Annotated in this window: 14 protein-coding genes; 3 read left to right on the top strand and 11 right to left on the bottom strand. The window is 41.7% G+C overall.

What is annotated here, in order from left to right:
* Window positions 1-108: 108 nt before the first annotated feature.
* The 11 genes from L0M98_RS20280 to L0M98_RS20330 all read right to left on the bottom strand — a co-directional run bounded on the left by L0M98_RS20280 (window position 109) and on the right by L0M98_RS20330 (window position 14,492).
* Window positions 109-1,029, bottom strand: a complete 921-nt coding sequence (locus tag L0M98_RS20280) for a hypothetical protein (protein ID WP_186978118.1) — start codon at window positions 1,027-1,029, stop codon at window positions 109-111.
* 24 nt (window positions 1,030-1,053) lie between these two features.
* Entirely contained in the window at window positions 1,054-2,523 is a 1,470-nt protein-coding gene (locus tag L0M98_RS20285; RefSeq protein ID WP_227217428.1) for a RagB/SusD family nutrient uptake outer membrane protein, read from the bottom strand.
* An 11-nt stretch (window positions 2,524-2,534) separates the two neighbouring features.
* On the bottom strand, window positions 2,535-6,206 hold the full coding sequence (locus L0M98_RS20290) for a SusC/RagA family TonB-linked outer membrane protein (protein ID WP_227217427.1): 3,672 nt from the start codon (window positions 6,204-6,206) through the stop codon (window positions 2,535-2,537).
* A gap of 159 nt (window positions 6,207-6,365) precedes the next feature.
* Window positions 6,366-7,529, bottom strand: coding sequence for a FecR family protein (locus L0M98_RS20295; RefSeq protein WP_227217426.1), 1,164 nt, complete (start codon window positions 7,527-7,529; stop codon window positions 6,366-6,368).
* Window positions 7,530-7,808: 279 nt separating this feature from the next.
* A complete protein-coding gene (locus tag L0M98_RS20300; protein ID WP_186978124.1) occupies window positions 7,809-8,351 on the bottom strand; it encodes an RNA polymerase sigma-70 factor in 543 nt (180 codons plus the stop codon).
* Between the two features lie 122 nt (window positions 8,352-8,473).
* Window positions 8,474-9,706, bottom strand: coding sequence for a nucleoside recognition domain-containing protein (locus L0M98_RS20305; RefSeq protein WP_227217425.1), 1,233 nt, complete (start codon window positions 9,704-9,706; stop codon window positions 8,474-8,476).
* 89 nt (window positions 9,707-9,795) lie between these two features.
* Entirely contained in the window at window positions 9,796-10,671 is an 876-nt protein-coding gene (folD, locus tag L0M98_RS20310) for a bifunctional methylenetetrahydrofolate dehydrogenase/methenyltetrahydrofolate cyclohydrolase FolD (protein ID WP_186978126.1), read from the bottom strand.
* A gap of 139 nt (window positions 10,672-10,810) precedes the next feature.
* Window positions 10,811-12,136, bottom strand: a complete 1,326-nt coding sequence (ffh, locus tag L0M98_RS20315; protein WP_099294100.1) for a signal recognition particle protein — start codon at window positions 12,134-12,136, stop codon at window positions 10,811-10,813.
* A gap of 116 nt (window positions 12,137-12,252) precedes the next feature.
* Window positions 12,253-12,912 carry an aspartate kinase gene (locus tag L0M98_RS20320; protein WP_099294102.1) on the bottom strand — a complete coding sequence of 220 codons (660 nt, stop codon included), beginning with the start codon at window positions 12,910-12,912 and terminating at the stop codon, window positions 12,253-12,255.
* 34 nt (window positions 12,913-12,946) lie between these two features.
* Window positions 12,947-13,444: a prolyl-tRNA synthetase associated domain-containing protein gene (locus tag L0M98_RS20325; RefSeq protein ID WP_099294104.1), complete on the bottom strand. Its 498-nt coding sequence runs from the start codon at window positions 13,442-13,444 to the stop codon at window positions 12,947-12,949.
* A gap of 121 nt (window positions 13,445-13,565) precedes the next feature.
* Entirely contained in the window at window positions 13,566-14,492 is a 927-nt protein-coding gene (locus tag L0M98_RS20330) for a TIGR01212 family radical SAM protein (RefSeq protein WP_227217424.1), read from the bottom strand.
* A 274-nt stretch (window positions 14,493-14,766) separates the two neighbouring features.
* On the opposite strand from L0M98_RS20330, the gene ppdK reads away from it, so the two are divergent.
* From ppdK to L0M98_RS20345, 3 genes are all read left to right on the top strand, one after another.
* Window positions 14,767-17,499 (top strand): pyruvate, phosphate dikinase, encoded by a 2,733-nt coding sequence (ppdK, locus tag L0M98_RS20335; RefSeq protein ID WP_099294751.1) that lies wholly within the window; start codon window positions 14,767-14,769, stop codon window positions 17,497-17,499.
* Window positions 17,500-17,647: 148 nt separating this feature from the next.
* Complete coding sequence (locus L0M98_RS20340; RefSeq protein WP_227217423.1) at window positions 17,648-18,847, top strand: tyrosine-type recombinase/integrase; 1,200 nt, start codon at window positions 17,648-17,650, stop codon at window positions 18,845-18,847.
* 640 nt (window positions 18,848-19,487) lie between these two features.
* Window positions 19,488-20,060: a DUF3575 domain-containing protein gene (locus tag L0M98_RS20345; protein WP_099294110.1), complete on the top strand. Its 573-nt coding sequence runs from the start codon at window positions 19,488-19,490 to the stop codon at window positions 20,058-20,060.
* Window positions 20,061-20,073: the final 13 nt, after the last annotated feature.

The following is a 20,073-nucleotide window of genomic DNA, read 5'->3' on the forward strand; positions in this document are numbered from 1 at the left end:
TAATACGTCGAACCAAACACCCCTCTTTTTAAACACAAAGAGTTTTTAATTCAAGGTGTTATCCAAAAGATAACACCTTGAAAAACATCATATCAATAAAACTCAACACTATTTAAATCTGGCTTTCATATCCGCCACGACTTTCTTCATCAAGTCATACTTTCTTAATACATAAGGATAATCTTTATATTTCTCCTTGAAAGCCGCATCGTCATTCATGTACACCTCGGTCACGTAATCCATCACGTCCCGTAGCTCAGATACAGTTTGACAAGTATTTACATTATTGGTTTCTCTCCGATCAAACGACAAGAATCCGTAATTTTCCACAGGAGCCATTTTAGGAGTCGTTGCTAAAGTCAACCTAAAAGAATAGATAGAACCATTCGGATTAACTTCTTTTCTACACACATTCAGAAATGGTTCTAATTCAATCTTACAACTATCAACCAAATAAGCACCTATTTGCTCTCCCACAACTTCCATCGCCAACCGGTGTAATCCGCTTTCTTCCATATTCTTTAATTCCTTGACATGAGAAACTAAAGTAGTCATTGTACCCCTAAAGCAATTTGCTTCATATTTAGTAGCATTCGATAACGTCAAATCATTCACTAACAAAAAACAACGCGGATATAAAACAGGAGATAGCAATTCCGGCAAAATTCGTGCTTGTATAAATTTCACACCAAGCATCAAGTCATCCCGATCATCACTCAATTCATAAACTACCTTTTTTACTCCTATGTAAATCATGTTATACTCGGGATTTATCACTTCATAATACATTATCGGTTCACCGAAAACATCCATCCCTCGATTTTGACTTCCGATCGTATCCTTATAAAAAATCGGGACACCACTCTCTTTGTATACCTCATATCTTAAATGATCTAACGGATCATCCGAATCCTCAAGAATATACCAATTTTGATCAAAATACGACGGACTCAAGTCACTCTCTTTATAACAACTACCAAAAAGAAATATCCCACATATATATCCTAAAAACAATATTTTCGCTTTCATATTCGATGATTTAAAATTTCATATTTATCTTTCTGGACGAATATTATCCTTTAAAACTCCATCATTTGAAGTAAGCGCATCTTTCGGGAAAGGCAATAACCATCCTCCATCACTAGGATATTCCTCCAACACATACGTTTTCTCAAGTATGGCACTACTTCCCGTCCAAATATAATAAGGATGTTCTATCCTCGTCTTTTTCGGATACTTAGGATGTATCGCATAACGCCTTAAATCAAACCAGCGTTGTCCAGTATAGCACAATTCCCGACGACGTTCTTCTCTAATAAAATTGACTAAATTCTCCCCGGATAAATCAATCGTACCCACGTTAGTCATTCTCTTTCCACGAAGTTCTTGAAGCGTTTCAATTGCTTCCGTTGTTCTATCTAACATAGCCAAAGCCTCTGCCTTATTCAAATACACTTCAGGCAGAATTAAACTAACACTATGAACTTCAGAAGTTCCGGCTTTCATCTGTGCAAAATAACTACCTAAATAATATTTAAAGAAATGCGAATCTTTACCTGTATTAAACCGCAAATCATTATCGGCATCATAACAATTAAGCAAACTAGACGAAGCAGCTGCAGTTTCCATTGTCGATTGCACTAAAATAGGACCATAACTATTGGTAAAAATACATTCGCTTGTAGTTTGTTTCCTCCGTTGTGTATTATAAGCTGCAGCAGTCATTGTATTCAAGTCGATCAAAACCGAACCACCCGGCTTTTCTAAAATAGCATTACATTCATCCAATGCCAACTGATATTCATTCATATACAAATACGTCTTGGCAAGTAATGCCCGAGCCGCATTTTGATTAGCCCTACGAGTAGATTGCTGCACAACACCTTCCAGACAGACAATCGCATCTTTAGCATCTTTCACGATTTGCCGATAACATTCTTCCACGGAATTCCTACTAAAACCTTTATCTTCTATATAGTCAGTCAATTTAATTGGAACCCCCAAATCTGTTGAAGCCGTTCCCGGATTATAAGGATGCCCCCAAAGATTCACTAAATAAAAGTAATAAAAACTTCTCAAAAAAAGTGCTTCCCCTTTTATCCGACTATAATCCTTCTCTTCTTTAAACCGTTCGACTTCTCCCAAAATCACATTAACCATACCTATACATTCATAAAGTTTATGCCAGGTCAAAGGACCTTGATAGTAATTAGGTTGATCGTCATCAAAAGGATAAGGTGTCCATTTATAAAACTCTTTTAGTACATGAAACATCACGTTCTTATTATCCTGAGGTGCTTTAGATAAAAAATGTACCACATCGTCATCCATTAAATCCAACCATAAAAAACGATACGGATCCCCGTTTGTATTTTTTTGCAAATACCCGTTTCCTATCAATAGTTCATCTAAATCCTGAGTAGAATGAACGTAACTTAAATTCTGTGATGTTTCTTCCAGAAACTCCCCACAGGAAGAAGTTACTAAAAGTAACGCTATCACGTATAAATATATCTTATTCATATTTCGATTCTTTAAAATGAAACATTTAAACTAAACGAGTAAGTCGGACGCAACGACATTGATATAGTGGAAGCACTTCCCGATTGCGTGGTCGGATCTTGTCCTTTCAGTTTCTTGTTACAGAAAGTGTGTAAGTTTGTTCCTGTCAAAGAGACATAAGCTGATTTCATATGAATTTTTTTACAAATAGCATCCGGCAAATTATAACGCAATGAAATATTTTGTATTTTCAAATAATTACCACTCACAACTCTAGCATCTGAATAATCATACATTTGCCAAATATTCTCTGCAATTTTCTTTCTATCCACAGATTCATTATATGCACCAGTAATCCACCAAGGAGATAAAGGACCTACAGTTGCCATAAAATCCGCATGTCCCAATATTCCGGGAATATTCGTATGCTCCTCATCCCCGGGTTTCCGCCAACGTTTCAAAAATTCTTTTCGTACATTTTCCATCGGACTCGGCGCTAATGTCGAATTCGAACCGGTTACATTGGGATATAATTTCAATAAACGAATTTTCGAGCCAATACTATATGATAAATTCATTGAAAGTGTAAAACGGTTGTAAGAAATACTATTCAAGATCCCTCCTTGTAGGAATGGAACTCTTGTTCCGGAATATTTCATAACTGACATATAACGTTCCTCATTCGTCATCAACTTAAATTGCTCACCATAGTCTATTGCATCATCACCCTCCCCAATGATCCGTTCTAAATTCGGGAACATCGGGCGTCCGTCTTTAGAATCCAATCCGAGGAAACGATAAGAATAAAATCCATTAATAGAACGTTTTACTGTCTGTACCGTTCCATTTAAGTAATCCTGATAAGTAATATCATCATCATCGCGAACAGTCTTATCTTTTGTTTTGACAGCTTTATCAATTAATTTATTCATCACTTGCCCTAACTGCGGATCAAACCGCCAACGGAAACCTTTGCCGTCAGCCCTCATCGTATTAATCGGTGTAAAATTCAACGAGATCTCATATCCTTGATTAACAATTGTCCCTTGATTTACAGTGTACCCTTTTACCCCATTTACCTCTGAAATACTCTTTTGCATATAGGCATCTGTAGTTTTTCGATAGTAATAAGATAACGAACCGTTTATTTTTCTCTTCAAGAATGCAAAATCAATGCTCACATTCGTGCTTGCCGTTTTCTCCCATTTCAAATCAGGATTTGGGAATTGACTTACAGAAGAATACAATTCATTGAATAGAATACTTGATCCCTCCTTCTTAATCACTAACCTAGGTGATACTTGTGGTACATTTCCTTGATAACCGAAAGAAGCACGTAAAGCCAAATCATTTATCCACGATACACCTTTCAATACATTTTCAGATAAATTCCAACGTCCCGCTATAGCCCATATCGGGAAAAATTTATCTTTTGCCCTACTTCCGAATTCGTTCGAGAAATCAGCACGAGCGTTAAAACTAAAATTATATATATTCTTATAACTATACCCAGCAGTCAGGTAAACTGAAACATCATGTGATTTTTGTGTCGTGTATTGCCCTAAAGCCGCTGTTGTTCTCAACCATTCCAAATACTTGGGATACTCGGAGAAATTAACGGACGCAACAGTTTTTCCTCGCTCCTTCATATAGCCGCGTGTCGTCTTAGCATACGTGTTATACGTGTTTGATTTAATCTCACCTCCTGCATTCACATTCAAGATATGAAATTCGTCTTTATCCAATGCTTCACGATAATCTACTTGTCCACGTACAGTATACGCATTACGATCCGTACGACTTTCTTTCAGTTCACCACCAATCGGTAAAGTACTATTCTTTTTAAAATTTACCTCCGTAGCACCATAAGATTGTTTTAAACTTCTCGAATAATAAGAATCCTCTCCATGCCATACCTCTGAATTCGAATTAGAGAAAGCGTATGACATAAGTACTCCTAATTTCAACGTAGGTAAAACTTGATAATCAACTGTAGCTTGGAATGTCAAACCATTTTGGTTTATCTCTTGCGAACTATTATCCTGGTCTTCCAATATATTTACAGGAAAATAAGTGGCACTCTCTTCACCCGGTAATGTCATCTCTTTTTTATAATACCAATAACTTCCGTCAAGATTACGTGCCGGTACGGCTCTACTTGTGTTATATGCAAATTCTGTAATTCCCACATCACTCGGAGTATATTTCTTTTTAGAAACATTGCCTTGCAAGCCAAAAGTTACAGTAAACTTATCAAAGTTACCGGAAAGATTCAAATTTGTAGTATATCCTTTATTTAACTCACCTCGCACATTACCTTCCGTATTGTTAAGACCTAATGAAGCGTAATAACGCAAAGCAGAAGAACCACCGGAAAGACTCAAGGTATGTTTATGCGAGAAAGCATCTTTCATTAATATATCAAACCAATCCGTATTCAATGTTTCATAATAACTCACTTGGCGTTCAAACTCGTCGTAAGAAATACGACCATTCATGTATTCCAAATAAGCTGCTTCATATCCTACCCAAGTATCTGTTTCAGGATAAGACATCCGTTTTTCAATAATCTCCCGCGACAAATCAATCCTCTGCTTCGAGTTCATCATATTCACACTCCTGTCATTATAACTCGGACGTTGAATAAATGAACCGGAAAGAGAATAACTCACCGTCGGCGGTCCTTGCTTACCTTTTTTGGTCGTGATCACAATTACACCGTTCGCAGCCTCTTTACCATAGATTGCGGTAGCGGAAGCATCCTTCAAGATGTCGATCTGCTCGATATCCTCCGGATTCAATCCGGAGATAGCATTACCCAGCAAGTTCACGAAATCCAAATCATTTATATCCTGAGGATCCACGTTTACCGGATCTTTCACCACAACCCCGTCCACGACCCAAAGCGGTTCCTGCGAACCCAACACGGTAGAAGTACCACGGATTCTCAAACGGGGAGCCGCACCAATCTGTCCGGTATTCTGCATAAAGATCATACCGGGGACATATCCCTCCAACATCTGGTCAATCGTCTGCAAGCCGGGAGTAATGATATCTTCCGCTTTAATCGTCGTGATCGCGCTGGCATTCTTGCGGGCATCCACCCTCGTGTATCCCGTGTTGATCACCACTTCCTCCAATTCCGCCACGGTTTCCCGCATCACCACGTTGATCGTGTCCTTGCCCGTGTACTTAATCTCTTGGGTTTCCATTCCGATAAACGAGTATACCAGAACCATGCCTTTGTCGGACTCGACGAAACGGATGGAATAATTCCCGTCCTTGTCCGTCGCCGTACCTAGTTGCAAACCTTTCAACTGCACGGTCACACCGGGTAACGGAAACTTTTTCTCGTCCGTAACTTTCCCTACAACCCGAATCTCTTTCTTCGCTTGCGCGACATCAGCTTTCGGGCGTATTATAATTAAATCCTTATTAAACTCGTAAACAAATCCTGTATTGGCAAAAATCCGGTTCAATACATTTTCCAGACTCTCGTTCTTTGCCTCAACGGTAAACATCCCCAATCTTTGGGTTTGTTCTGCACTAAACACGAAATAAAAACTTGTTTGCCGTTGTATCTCTTCAAACAAAGTTTTCATCGATACCTCTTTCAAACTCAAGTTTACCTTTTCCTTCTGTGCCCGCACGTTAGCGGTCAACGAGAAAGTAAAGAAAACCAATAGAAATAGACATAACTTCATAATCAGAAAAATTTTTCGTCCTATTCCCGGATAGGGGTGAGGGCATAATCGACTTTTTTTCATAAATTTGTAGATTAATCATTAATACTAGCCTTACGTATTGGTGGAACAATAACTAAGGCATACTTTCAACGGGAGGTGGTGGAACACCTTCCGTTTTTATTCCATCACTGTAATTGTTTTGTCCTTTATTATAAACATAACTCCCATAATTTTACTTATCGCATCCAAAATCGTATCAATATCTTCGTATTTCTTCATATGCCCCGTGAAACGATGTTTTTTAACACTCTCGTTCGAGTAAAACACATCCACGTCGTACCACAAAGAAAGCGTATTCATGATATGCTCCAAGCTCTCGTTTTCGAACATAAACTGCCCGTATCTCCAAGCCACGTAAGGAGCCACATCCACTTTCTCCCGTTTAACAAACTCCCCGTCTGACGAAAACTCGATCAACTCGGAAGGTTCAACCCGGTACACCCGTTTTATCATACGCCCCTCTACCCCTATCGAGCCGGAAACCAAAACTGTCTGTACCCCGTTCCCGTACCGGGTATTCACGTTGAACGACGTCCCGTAAACCTCCAGTTTCGTGACATCCGTTATCACGTAAAATGGTCGCTTAGCATCTTTCACCACATCAAAATAAGCCTCTCCCGAAAGATATACCGTTCGTTCTTTTTCGTCGAACACGACCGGATATTTCAAACTCGACGCCGCATTCAAATACACCCGCGTACCATCAGCCAGTATCACGTTATACTCTCCACCTCTCGGCGTATTCAAGCGGTTAAAACTCTTACCACTCCTTTTCTTGACCGTATCGGAATACACTATACCGCTTCCCATACTTTGTACCCTTACCCCGGATTGCGAAATATCCAAACGATCGCCCTCCATAGATTCCAAGGCAACCTCTTCCCCGTCTTCCAGTATCAGGACAGCCTTGGATGCACCCGGCACAATTGCCAGCGACACCGACGAGTTCACCTGTTTCACCTCCCTCGTCAGATTCCAAGCCAACACTCCCAACAACGGAATCATAATCACAGCCGCGTATTTCATCACACGCGTAGTCAAAGAACGTTTTCTGTATCCGACCTTTCTCTCGAATTGCCGCAAAGCCTTCACTCGATCCATCTTGTCCCATGCAACCTCTCTCGCCTCCAAAGCTTTCCCTTCCCGGATCTTTTCAAACATCTCTCTGTCCTCGGGATGTGTAGCCAACCATTTCTCCAACTCCTCTCTCTCGGCGGCATCCAAATCCTCGGCAAAATACCGTTGAATAAGTTCTACTATTCTGTAATTACTATTATCCATTTTCGCTTATTTTATACTTAGAACGACAACCATTCAATTTAGGGGGATCGGAAAGGCAAAAATTTAACATTTACAACCTATCTTTATACTCATTTTCTACCGGAATCTAAAAGAAGACGTCCCGCGATCATCGTATAAAGCCGAGTTAAAGTCAAGTCAAAACCGAGTTAAAGCCGACTCCTATCGGCTTTATTCATGGTTTATTCCCCGTGTACGCTTCCGGTAACAGACGATCGGGAATCGTTTTCGAGAAAAATCCCCTAGGTTCTCCTATTAAATTTATATTCCTCCCGCTAGAAAGCCCAACATGTAAAAAGCATCGCCCAAACGCTTCTTGAAATAGCGTATAGATTCTTTTTTTGCCGTTTTTACCGTTTCTATCGATATTCTCAACAAGCGGGCAATCTCCTCATTCTTTTTCCCTTGAAGATGTAATTTAAAAACAATTTTACGACGCTCCGGCAATTCCTCCAGCACTTTTTGGAACAAGCGATATATCTCCTCCTCGGTAATCTTTGTCGCCAGTTCCTCTTCCGTTTCGGGATGCTCCAACATATATGAAATATACTTCCCTTCCACGTTCTTGTGTTTCAAATAATCCAGACAAGCGTGTTTCACGGACGTGTAAAGAAAAGTTTTGAAACCATTGTAAGAAGTATGAACGGTCTTACTCTCCCATAAATTCACGAAAAGTTCCTGCACCAGATCCTCGGCTATTTCCACCCGCTCAACATAACGCATGGCGAAGTAGACCAATGAATTGTAAAATTCATTAAACACCTCCCGGTAAGCTTTCGGCTCTTTCGAGTTGATCTGTCTCATAAATTGTTCATCCCAATGCAAAGCCACTTTTTCGTGTATATAAAATTAGCAATACAATAATAATACAAATAAGTCATAAAATCATTACGACAAATGTAATTTATTTACCCGATTGTTGCGAATTATGCAAAAAACAAATATGCCATCACCAAAGCTGCTATAATACCTGCCAAATCGGCTATCAACCCGCAGGGAATGGCGTATCGGGTATTCTTGATTCCCACTGCCCCAAAATAAACAGCTATAATATAAAAGGTTGTGTCCGTGGCACCTTGAAAAGTCGAAGCCAGTCTTCCCGCAAAAGAATCCGCCCCGAAAGTGTTCATCGTATCAATCATTAATCCCCGCGCCCCGCTACCGCTTAAAGGCTTCATCAACGCTGTCGGCAAAGCGGGGATAAAATCAGCATCCAAGCCACACGCCAAACACAAACGCTCCAAACCGCCCATCAGCATATCCATTGCCCCGGCTGCCCGGAACACACCCACGGCGACAAGTATCGCCACGAGGTAAGGAATAATCTTTACCGCAATGGAAAATCCCTCTTTCGCCCCGTCGATAAAAGCATCGTATACATTAATTTTACGCCATGCCCCCATGCCGATAAAAGACACGATAATCGAAAACAAAATCACATTACTGGCTACCGTTGAGACAGTAGTGATCGTTTCTTTATCCAAACCCGAAAAGTACCAAATCAAGCCACCTACGGTCAAAGTACCTCCCCCGAGATAAGCCATTACTACCCGGTTGAACAAGTTCAATTTCTGATAAATCGCCACCGCAATCAACCCGGCAATTGTGGAAACATACGTGGCTAAAAGAATCGGGATAAATATATCCGCCGGGTTGGCTGCTCCCATCTGTGCCCGGTAGACCATCACCGACACGGGAATAATCGTCAGCCCGGAAGTATTCAACACCAAAAACATGATCTGTGCATCGGACGCCCTGTCCTTTCGCAGGTTCACCTCCTGCATCTGTTGCATTGCCCGCAATCCCACGGGCGTAGCCGCATTATCCAGTCCCAGCATATTCGCGGCTATATTCATCATGATGGAACCGTATGCCGGACTATCAGGCGGTAACTCCGGGAACAATTTCCGGAAGAAAGGACTGATCAACCATGACATCACTTTCACCGCCCCTCCTCGTTCTCCGATTTTCATGATTCCCATCCACAAAGTCAATACTCCTGTCAGACCTAACGAGATTTCAAAACCCGTTTTCGACATATCGAAAGTAGCTTTCACGATAGCAGAAAAAACTTCCGTGTCACCCATGAAGAGCAACTTGCAGAGAGCCACCAGAAATGCCGCACCAAAAAAGAATATCCAGATATAATTGAGAACCATAACACGAATTGAAAATTGAAAGTTGAAAATTGAAAATTGGAATGACTAGGGAAGCCATTTTCAACTTTCAATTCTCCATCTTCAATTGTTTAATGTTTTGCCCTGCAAGCCTTCACCGTATTTTGCAACAGGCTTACAATAGTCATCGGTCCCACGCCACCGGGAACCGGAGTTATATAAGAACATTTAGGAGCCACGTGCTCGTAATCCACGTCCCCCACGAGTTGCCAGCCGTTTTTGCTCGTTTTGGACGGCAGACGATGAATACCCACGTCTACCACCACGACTCCCTCTCTAACCATGTCTTCTTTCAAAAAATGAGGCACACCGATCGCGACAACCAAGATATCGGCTTGCAAAGTAATCTCTTTCAAATTTGCCGTGCGGCTATGGCACAGGGTTACCGTGCAATTGGCATGCTTGGACTTACGTGACATCAATATAGCCATCGGGGTGCCGACGATATTACTTCGTCCTACCACCACGCAATGTTTTCCTTCCGTCGGTATATTGTAGCGGGCTAACAACTCCACGATTCCCGCCGGAGTAGCAGGCAGATAGGTTGGTAAATCCAACACCATACGTCCCACGTTGCAGGGATGAAAACCATCGACATCCTTATCCGGATTGATACGGTTCAAGACTTTCTCTTCGGAAATATGCTTCGGGAGAGGCAATTGCACGATAAACCCGTCTACATCCGGATCATCGTTCAACTTGTCTATAACTTCCAGTAACTGCTCTTCTGTAATATCATTACCGTATCTCAGTTCCGAACTTTTCATCCCAACCGCCTGACAGGCTTTCACTTTACTAGCCACGTAAGTTTCACTGGCACCGTCATTTCCTACAAGCACAGCCACCAAATGAGGAACTTTCTTTCCCTCCGCCACAAAACGAGCCACCTCGTCCGCAAGTTCCTGTTTTATTTGTGCCGCAATCTTTTTACCGTCAATAATTTCCATCTAATTAATTTTAAATTTTAGATTTTAAATTTTAAATTCTACAAGTCAATTTTAAATTTTAGATTTCAGATTTTAAACCCACAAGTCAGTTTTAGTCCCACGTGGTAATTTAAAATCTAAAATTTAAAATCTAAAATTCCTAGCGTCTCCTCATTGGCGCCTTTCCCATCATCTTACCGCCTTTGGACAACATACGCATCATCTTCTTCGATTCGTCAAATTGTTTCAAGAGGCGATTTACATCTTGAATAGTGGTTCCGCTACCCATGGCAATACGTTTTCGGCGAGAGCCGTTCAGCAATTCGGGGTTCTCGCGTTCGGCAGGAGTCATGGAGTGAATGATTGCTTCGACACCCTTGAACGCATCGTCATCAATATCCACGTCTTTCAATGCCTTGCCCACACCGGGAATCATGGATGCCAGATCCTTGATGTTACCCATTTTCTTGATCTGCTGTATCTGGCTCAGGAAGTCGTTAAAATTAAACTGGTTCTTGGCTATCTTCTTCTGCAACTTCATGGCCTCTTCAGCATCAAATTGCTCTTGTGCTTTCTCCACCAAAGAAACAATATCCCCCATACCCAAGATACGGTCTGCCATACGCTCGGGATGGAATACATCCAAGGCTTCCAGTTTCTCGCCCGTTCCGACAAACTTGATCGGTTTGTTTACAACCGTACGAATCGACAAAGCGGCACCACCGCGAGTATCACCGTCCAATTTCGTCAGTATAACCCCGTCAAAATTCAAGCGGTCATTAAACTCCTTCGCCGTGTTCACGGCATCTTGTCCGGTCATGGAATCCACCACGAAAAGGGTTTCTTCCGGTTCGATCGCTTTTTTAATTGCCGCAATCTCGTTCATCATCTGCTCGTCGATAGCAAGACGTCCGGCAGTATCGACGATAACCACGTCTTTTCCGGTAGCTCGGGCTTCTTTCACGGCGTTTTGGGCAATCTTCACAGGATCGTTATTTCCCACTTCGCTGTATACCGGCACTCCAATCTGCTCTCCCAACACTTTCAACTGCTCGATAGCAGCCGGACGGTACACGTCGCAGGCAACCAGTAAAGGATGTTTCCCCCGTTTCGTTTTCAACAGATTCGCCAATTTACCGGAAAACGTCGTTTTACCGGAACCTTGAAGACCTGACATCAAAATAATCGCAGGATTCCCTTTTATATTAATATCGACATGGGTACCGCCCATCAACCGGATCAACTCATCGTGAACAATCTTCACCATCATTTGTCCCGGCTTCACGGCAGTCAACACATTCATTCCCAAAGCCTTTTCTTTCACCGTGTTGGTAAACTCCTTCGCAATCTTATAGTTCACGTCGGCATCCAACAATGAACGTCTTACCTCCTTTAACGTTTCTGCCACGTTAATTTCGGTAATCTTTCCCTGCCCTTTTAAAATCTTAAACGATTTCTCTAACCTATCTGATAGATTCTCAAACATAATTATCAATTGAAAATTATTTCTTTACTCCTAATTTATTCATTCCCCGCAAAATTAGTATTTTTAACGGAAAACACATTGCATTTCATTTTCAATTTTCAATTTTCAATTTTCAATTACTTCCGGCTGATATTTTTTAAAACCACAAACGTTTTATCTATTAAAGAGTTATCCACCACCACGGTAAATTCGTTCGTTGAAGAAATAACTTCAGTCAGGTTGATACCCTCCCACGACAACTCTTTCATGATGCAATAATAAAAACCCGGTTGCAGGATATTTCCCTTGGGCAATTTCAACGTCACGGACGAAAGACCGTTCTGCTTGAAAATACATTGTTCCTCCTTGAAATACTCGTCCACAAGCTCCCCCATCACCTCACTCACGACAAGGTTGGTTTCAAAAACACCCTGCACCATCGTGTAAAACACTTCCTCCCGGCGGGATATGGATTTCAGTACCCGGATATGACAATCAACCAACGTGTTGGAATTTTTAAACGTGTAATCGCACAGGTTACTCCGCAAAATAATATCCCCCATGTTGTTCAGCAACTTTTTCAATTGCACCTGCTCCCGTACCTGCAGGTAAGGAGCCAATCTATTCAATGCCATCACGATCGCTCCCGCGTTAAGCGGTTTCCCCAACACGTTCTCCAATTCCGGCTGAATCTGCCTCGCCAATGCCGAAATATTAATAATCCCGGATGCCAAAGCCTCCGACAAATAAGGTTTATGTTTTATGATTCCTTCTACTGCTTGTGCTACACTCATCATGTTAATTGAAAATTGAAAATGATTCTTTCCATAATTAATATAATTCTATCCATTCGTAAGAGTTACCCGTGTAATCCATGTAACGGACAAAATCTTCCAGTTTTATCGCTAAAGACGCGTGGTTATCGTTTGGGTGGAAGGATAACTTCTTTGCTTCCTGCAAATGTTTATCCAGAAAGACATACACGTGATGCTCCTCGTCATTCAGCAACCCGAAAGGGCTTACAGAACCGGGACGCACCCCCAAGTATTTCTCCATACGTGCTTCTGAGGCAAAGCTTAACTTCCCCTGTTTCAGCATTTTTTCTATATCATGAATTGCCATTGCATGGTCGCAATGCAAAATAATCAGATAATGCCTATTCCCCTTGTGATTCCGGAAAAACAGATTTTTACAATGCGTACTATCCAAATTTTTCCAATACTGTTTCGCGATCTCTATTGTCGGAGCTGCAGGATGTTCCTCGTAATCATACTCTATTCCCAATGCCGCCAACGTTTCATACACTTTTTCCTGTCCAACCTTATCCATTTTAGATTTTAAATTTTAGATTTTAGATTCCGACCGCACAATTCTTACACTCTTTTTTCATCATCACTGAATCATTCCATCGGCATTCACAGAATCTTCTCATTTTTTTAGTTTTTAACTTTTATCTTTCTTTCCCCTGCCACGTATCCAACTCCCTCAACCGTTTATCCAACTTCGCCGTGAACTCGAAATTTTTAATTCCCCACTTAGGAGCAATTAAATATTCCGGAGGGGACTGATTAACAAATCGCTCCAAATACACATCCGGACGTATCCGTTCAATCACCTCCACCACGAAATCCAAATATTCTTCTTGTGTATATAATTGGAATGCCGACGGATTCTCGGCGTACTCCTCCGCCATACGGGTATCTTTCACGATCTGCAACTGATGCAATTTCAACACTTGTATCGGTAACTCACACAACCGTACGGCTCCCTCCAACATAGACTCCCGGCTCTCTCCCGGCAAACCGAATATCAAATGAGCGCCAATGGCAATTCCCCGTCCCGCCGTGCCACGTATCGCCCTTTCGGAAGCCGCGAAACCATGTCCCCGGTTCACCCTTTGCAACACTTCATCGTTTACCGACTCCACCCCGTACTCCACGCAAACATAATATTCCCGGGCCAATAGTTCCAAGTAATCCAACACTTCATCATTCACCGTATCCGGTCGCGTGCCAATCACAAGCCCCGCTATCATCGGATGCGCCAAAGCCTCCTCGTACCGTTGTTTCAACACTTCCAACGGTGCGTACGTGTTCGAATATGCCTGAAAATAAGCTAGATATTTCTGATTATTGTACTTGTGGCCAAAAAAACGGATACCTTCCTCGATCTGTCGGGTAATACCCTCCACGGCACGGCAATAATCAGGATTGAAACTGTCATTATTGCAAAACGAGCATCCCCCGATACCCTTACTCCCGTCCCGGTTAGGACAGGTAAATCCCCCGTCGATCGACAATTTCTGAACCCTTTCGCCAAAAAGCGTTCGGAAATAGGTCGGGTAGTCATTATATCGTTTTTGATCTCGTTCAAACATTAGTTTATCGCAATAATTAACAGCCCGCGAAAATAAACATTTATTTGTTTAGAATTTAACATCGGACACTATTTTTTATTCACGACAATCATTTTCTTTCACTTTATGAATAATAACAAACGTTCGCGTAAATTTTAACTAAAATCTTCTATTCCATTATTCAAGAAAAAAAACTATCTTTGCACCCCTAAGATAGGAATATTTAACAAAGAATGATCATATAAACAAATTCTCCTGAATGTCAGGAGGTAAACGCAAAAAATCTAACAGAACTATGAGTACGAAGTACGTTTACACCTTTGGCGACGGAAAAGCAGAAGGAAAAGCAGACATGAAAAACCTGCTTGGAGGTAAGGGCGCCAATCTTGCCGAAATGAATCTCATCGGAGTTCCTGTACCTGCAGGATTCACTATCACGACAGAAGTTTGTACCCTTTACAACCAAGAAGGACGCGACTCTGTTATCAAATTAATCGAAAATGACGTGAAAGCCGGTATCGAGGCCACCGAGAAGTTAATGAACGCCAAATTCGGATCAAAGGGAGAAGCATTCCCTCTTTTGGTTTCCGTGCGTTCGGGAGCCCGAGTATCCATGCCGGGTATGATGGACACGGTGCTTAACTTGGGTATGAATGACGACGCCGTTAAAATCGTTGCCGAGAAATCGGGTAATGCCAGATTCGCTTGGGATTCCTATCGTCGCTTCGTGCAAATGTACGGAGATGTGGTAATGGGCGTTGCTGCCGGAAAAGGAGAACACAACCCGTTCGAAGTCGAGATCGATAAATTAAAAGCAGAAAAAAATATTACCAACGACACGGACTTCACCGCCGAAGACCTGCAAGAACTGGTTCGCCGCTTCAAAAGTGTCGTTAAAGCAAAAACTGGTAAAGATTTCCCAACCTGCCCGTGGGAGCAATTATGGGGAGCAATCTGTGCCGTGTTCGACTCATGGATGACGGAACGTGCCGTCCTGTATCGTCAATTGAATCAAATCCCGGAGGAATGGGGAACTGCCGTGAACGTGCAGGCTATGGTTTACGGGAACATGGGTGACAATTCCGCTACCGGGGTTGCCTTCACTCGTGACGCCGCTACCGGAGAAGACATCTTCAACGGTGAATACTTGATCAACGCACAAGGAGAAGACGTGGTTGCAGGTATCCGTACCCCGCAGGAAATCACGATCGAGGGCTCTCGCCGTTGGGCAAAAATGCAAAATATCTCCGAGGCAGATCGTAAATCCAAATATCCTTCATTGGAAGAGGCTATGCCGACCGCTTATGCGGAGTTGGACGCCGTTCAACAAAAACTGGAAGACTATTTCCACGATATGCAAGACCTTGAATTTACCATCCAAGACGGTAAATTATGGATGTTGCAAACCCGTAACGGGAAACGTACCGGTACTGCCATGGTAAAAATGGCCGTCGATATGTTGGCACAAGGAATGATCGACGAGAAGACTGCACTACTCCGTCTGGAAGCAGCCAAACTGGATGAATTGCTTCACCCGGTATTCGACAAAGAAGCACAATCAAAAGCAAAAGTATTAACCAAAGGATTACCTGCGTCCCCGGGTGCCGCGACAGGACGTGTCGTATTCTTCGCCGACGAGGCAGAAGAATGGAAAGCCAAAGGAGAAAAAGTAATTCTGGTTCGTCTGGAGACTTCTCCGGAAGACTTGCGCGGTATGAACGTATCCGAAGGTATCCTTACCGCTCGCGGGGGTATGACCTCCCACGCTGCCGTGGTTGCCCGCGGTATGGGTAAATGCTGCGTATCCGGTGCCGGAGAAATCGTGGTAGACTACCACAAACGCACGTTCACAGTGAAAGGCATTACCATCAATGAAGGTGACTGGATTTCATTGAACGGCTCCACGGGAGAAGTTTACTTGGGTAAAGTGGCTACAGCAGAAGCATCTTTGGACAAGGATTTCAAGGCTATCATGGAACTGGCAGAGAAACACACGCGTATGTACGTGAGAACAAATGCCGATACTCCCCACGATGCGCAAGTCGCTCGTGATTTCGGGGCTAGAGGTGTCGGTCTGTGCCGCACGGAACACATGTTCTTCGAAGGTGACCGTATCGACGCTATGCGCGAGATGATCCTTTCGGACACTGTCGAGGAACGCCGTATCGCATTGGCAAAAATCCTCCCGATGCAAAGAAGCGACTTCGAGGGAATCCTTGAAGCCATGGACGGATTTGGTGTTACCATTCGTTTGTTAGACCCGCCATTGCACGAGTTTACTCCCAATGAGCCGGAATCACAAAAATACATGGCAGAGAAAATGGGTATCTCTGTAGAAGTGGTGAAAGAAAAAGTAGACGCCCTACACGAGTTCAACCCGATGTTAGGTCACCGCGGTTGCCGTTTGGGTATTACCTACCCGGAAATCACCGAGATGCAGGCACGTGCCATCATCGAAGCCGCTTGTAACCTCAAATTGAAAGGCTTGAACCCGAAACCGGAAATCATGGTTCCGCTGGTTGGTACCGTGAAAGAATTGAAACAACAAACTAACATCATCCGTTGCACTGCCGACGTAGTATTCGCTGAAAAGGGCATCAAGGTAGATTATATGGTAGGAACCATGATCGAAATACCTCGCGCTGCTTTGACAGCCGATCAGATCGCCGAAGTTGCCGAGTTCTTCTCATTCGGCACGAATGACTTGACTCAGATGACATTCGGATACTCTCGTGATGACGCCGGTAAATTCTTACCCGAGTACATCAAGAAAGGTATTCTGAAAACCGATCCGTTCGCCGTACTGGATCAAGAAGGTGTTGGTCAATTAGTTCAAATGGGTGCCGAAAAAGGACGTTCAGCTAACAGCAAACTGAAACTCGGAATCTGTGGAGAGCACGGGGGAGAACCCTCTTCCGTCATCTTCTGCGACAAAGTGGGAATGGACTACGTGTCTTGTTCACCCTTCCGCGTTCCGATCGCTCGTCTGGCCGCGGCGCAGGCTGCAATTATGCATGCGAAAAAATAAAGTCTAAACGACATATTTCTAAAAGCTTGGGGTTACCCAAGCTTTTTTTTTATGCTTTCAAAAAGCATCTTTTCAACAAAATTAACCTGATTATCAAATCAGTACAATTATTTTCCCGTATACATATTAACTAATACAAGTAATAACCATGGCATCAATAAAATTCAAACTCAGGACATCAATAAAACTAGGGAAACAAGCCTCTCTCTATATTCAACTTATTCACCAAAGACGAGTGAAAACAATCACCCTCCCTTACAAATTGTATTCTCATGAATGGGAACCTTTAAATGAAGAGATCATATTACAAAGTGATAATATACGATTCAATTATTTAAAAGAAGTCCAACAAGAAATTCTTAAATCAAAACAATTATTACACTCCATCATTTATCAACTTGAGCAACGACATTCTTTCACGACAAACGACATTCTTTCACACTATAATAACCGTCAGAGTGGCAATTTCTTCCCCTTTATGCAAAAACAAATCAAGGAACTGCTCCAACGAGGAAAAAATCATACGGCACGAAATTATCAAACCACCTTACGTACATTTCAATCTTTTTGTGAACGGTCGGAAATTTACTTCAAGGATATAAACTCAAACATGATTAAGAAATTTGAGAACTATCTCAAACAAAAAAACATCCAACCAAACACGATTTCTTTTTACATGAGAACTTTGCGCGCTGTCTATAACAAAGCACTGGTTGAGGATCACCTGTTAAAAGATGAAAATCCGTTTCGTTTCGTCTATACCGGTATACCCAAAACAAATAAAAGAGCGGTTAATGCATCTGTAATTCAACAGCTAATAGATCTGCATCTATCCAGTAACAAGAGTCTTTCATTTGCCCGTGATCTATTCCTTTTTAGCTTCTACACTCGCGGTATGGCTTTTATTGATATGGCTTTCTTATTGAAATCTTCTATACGAGATAATTATCTCGTATACACCAGACATAAGACACGCCAAACATTAACAATCAAGCTTGTCCCGGAAATTTTAGATATCATAAAAAAATACTCGGCAATAACCGATAAACATTATTTGTTACCCATCATAACCAAAACTCATATTCCCATTCATCGTCAGTATGAAAGCGCACAACGTTTATACAATAAACGACTCAAAATATTATCAGATATCCTTCAGATATCTCCTGCACTAACATCCTATGTTGCGCGTCATTCATGGGCCACAATTGCACATCACAAGGGGATTCCTTTATCGGTCATCAGTCAAGGCATGGGACATACATCCACACATACAACAAATATCTATCTTGCATCACTTGACCATTCCGTGATAGATAAGGCAAATGAAGAGATTATCGCCCTGTAGCCTGCTTTCCATTCTTTTACAGCAACATTTTGCTCTTCATATATATTAACATTCCGCCTCTTTGTAAGAGGCGGAATATTCCTTTTCTGTGGTGTAAAAATAAATATTTTTCATCATTATATGATAAATACTATTGTGATTTAATATTATTTAACCTAACTTTTCTTGATACAACTGCAAAAAAATGAGCAGCAAACAATCATTATCTACTATGTATCAACACGTTTGCAATATAGTTTCATGATTTAATATCATGAAATTCATCATTACTATATATTACACTGAAATATAGCGTATTACAAAATCATTATATCCTCAAACAATCCAATAAATACCAGATTGTTTACAATACCGGAATCAACACTTCTATTCAAATTCATAAATATATAATTTACAGCGCATTAAAACAAACACAACTATCTATTCCGCCTCTTACAAAGAGTCGGAATGATTTTAATAATGCGGTGTTTAAAATTTATTTAATTTAACTATATGAGAATCAGCTATATGTTTACCGAAAGTTTATTATTTGCAATGATATGTATTTATACATATCACAAGGCAGTATGGTCATTTTTTCGGTTGCATCAAAATCGTCCAGAAGATAATCGCAAAGTTCATTAGATTAAAAATACAGGAAATGAAAAGATGGTTATTATTAGTAACAGGTCTATTACTTTTAAGTAGCGGGCAAACTTTCTCTCAAAAAGTCGGGATAAAGACAAATGCTGTCTATTGGGCTACAGCAACCGCCAATATCGGCATAGAATTCAAATTAGGTAAAAAGACCACGTTTGATTTATCAGGGAATTATAACCCATGGTCCTTTTCTAATAATAAAAAGTGGAAACATTGGCTCGTTCAACCCGAATTTCGCTATTGGCTTTGCGAGAATTTCAACGGTCATTTTTTCGGCACACATCTGCTTGGCGGACAACTCAATGCCGGCAATGTAAAACTTCCGTTCGGGCTACTCCCCGGGCTGAAACATCAAAGGTACGAGGGAGGATTCTACGGAGGAGGATTAACTTACGGTTATCAATGGTTGTTAAGCAAACGCCTAAACCTTGAAACCTGCATCGGGGGCGGTTACATCCGCGTGAACTATGACAAATATAATTGCGAAAAATGTGGCGAGTGGAAATACAAGGGACATAAAAACTACTGGGGAATCACCAAAGTCGCCATATCCATTATATACCTCATTAAATAATAGAAGACACGAC

Origin of the sequence: Butyricimonas sp. DFI.6.44, assembly GCF_022132345.1 — a bacterium.
Lineage (GTDB): Bacteria > Bacteroidota > Bacteroidia > Bacteroidales > Marinifilaceae > Butyricimonas > Butyricimonas muris.

What these genes read in the sequence shown, in the direction of transcription:
- L0M98_RS20325 (WP_099294104.1), bottom strand. Translation starts at nt 13,444, where the DNA reads ATGGATAAGGTTGGACAGGAAAAAGTGTATGAAACGTTGGCGGCATTG.
- L0M98_RS20340 (WP_227217423.1), top strand. Translation starts at nt 17,648, where the DNA reads ATGGCATCAATAAAATTCAAACTCAGGACATCAATAAAACTAGGGAAA.
- ppdK (WP_099294751.1), top strand. Translation starts at nt 14,767, where the DNA reads ATGAGTACGAAGTACGTTTACACCTTTGGCGACGGAAAAGCAGAAGGA.
- L0M98_RS20285 (WP_227217428.1), bottom strand. Translation starts at nt 2,523, where the DNA reads ATGAATAAGATATATTTATACGTGATAGCGTTACTTTTAGTAACTTCT.
- L0M98_RS20280 (WP_186978118.1), bottom strand. Translation starts at nt 1,029, where the DNA reads ATGAAAGCGAAAATATTGTTTTTAGGATATATATGTGGGATATTTCTT.
- L0M98_RS20300 (WP_186978124.1), bottom strand. Translation starts at nt 8,351, where the DNA reads ATGAGACAGATCAACTCGAAAGAGCCGAAAGCTTACCGGGAGGTGTTT.
- L0M98_RS20290 (WP_227217427.1), bottom strand. Translation starts at nt 6,206, where the DNA reads ATGAAGTTATGTCTATTTCTATTGGTTTTCTTTACTTTCTCGTTGACC.
- L0M98_RS20295 (WP_227217426.1), bottom strand. Translation starts at nt 7,529, where the DNA reads ATGGATAATAGTAATTACAGAATAGTAGAACTTATTCAACGGTATTTT.
- L0M98_RS20345 (WP_099294110.1), top strand. Translation starts at nt 19,488, where the DNA reads ATGAAAAGATGGTTATTATTAGTAACAGGTCTATTACTTTTAAGTAGC.
- L0M98_RS20320 (WP_099294102.1), bottom strand. Translation starts at nt 12,912, where the DNA reads ATGATGAGTGTAGCACAAGCAGTAGAAGGAATCATAAAACATAAACCT.
- ffh (WP_099294100.1), bottom strand. Translation starts at nt 12,136, where the DNA reads ATGTTTGAGAATCTATCAGATAGGTTAGAGAAATCGTTTAAGATTTTA.
- L0M98_RS20330 (WP_227217424.1), bottom strand. Translation starts at nt 14,492, where the DNA reads ATGTTTGAACGAGATCAAAAACGATATAATGACTACCCGACCTATTTC.
- folD (WP_186978126.1), bottom strand. Translation starts at nt 10,671, where the DNA reads ATGGAAATTATTGACGGTAAAAAGATTGCGGCACAAATAAAACAGGAA.
- L0M98_RS20305 (WP_227217425.1), bottom strand. Translation starts at nt 9,706, where the DNA reads ATGGTTCTCAATTATATCTGGATATTCTTTTTTGGTGCGGCATTTCTG.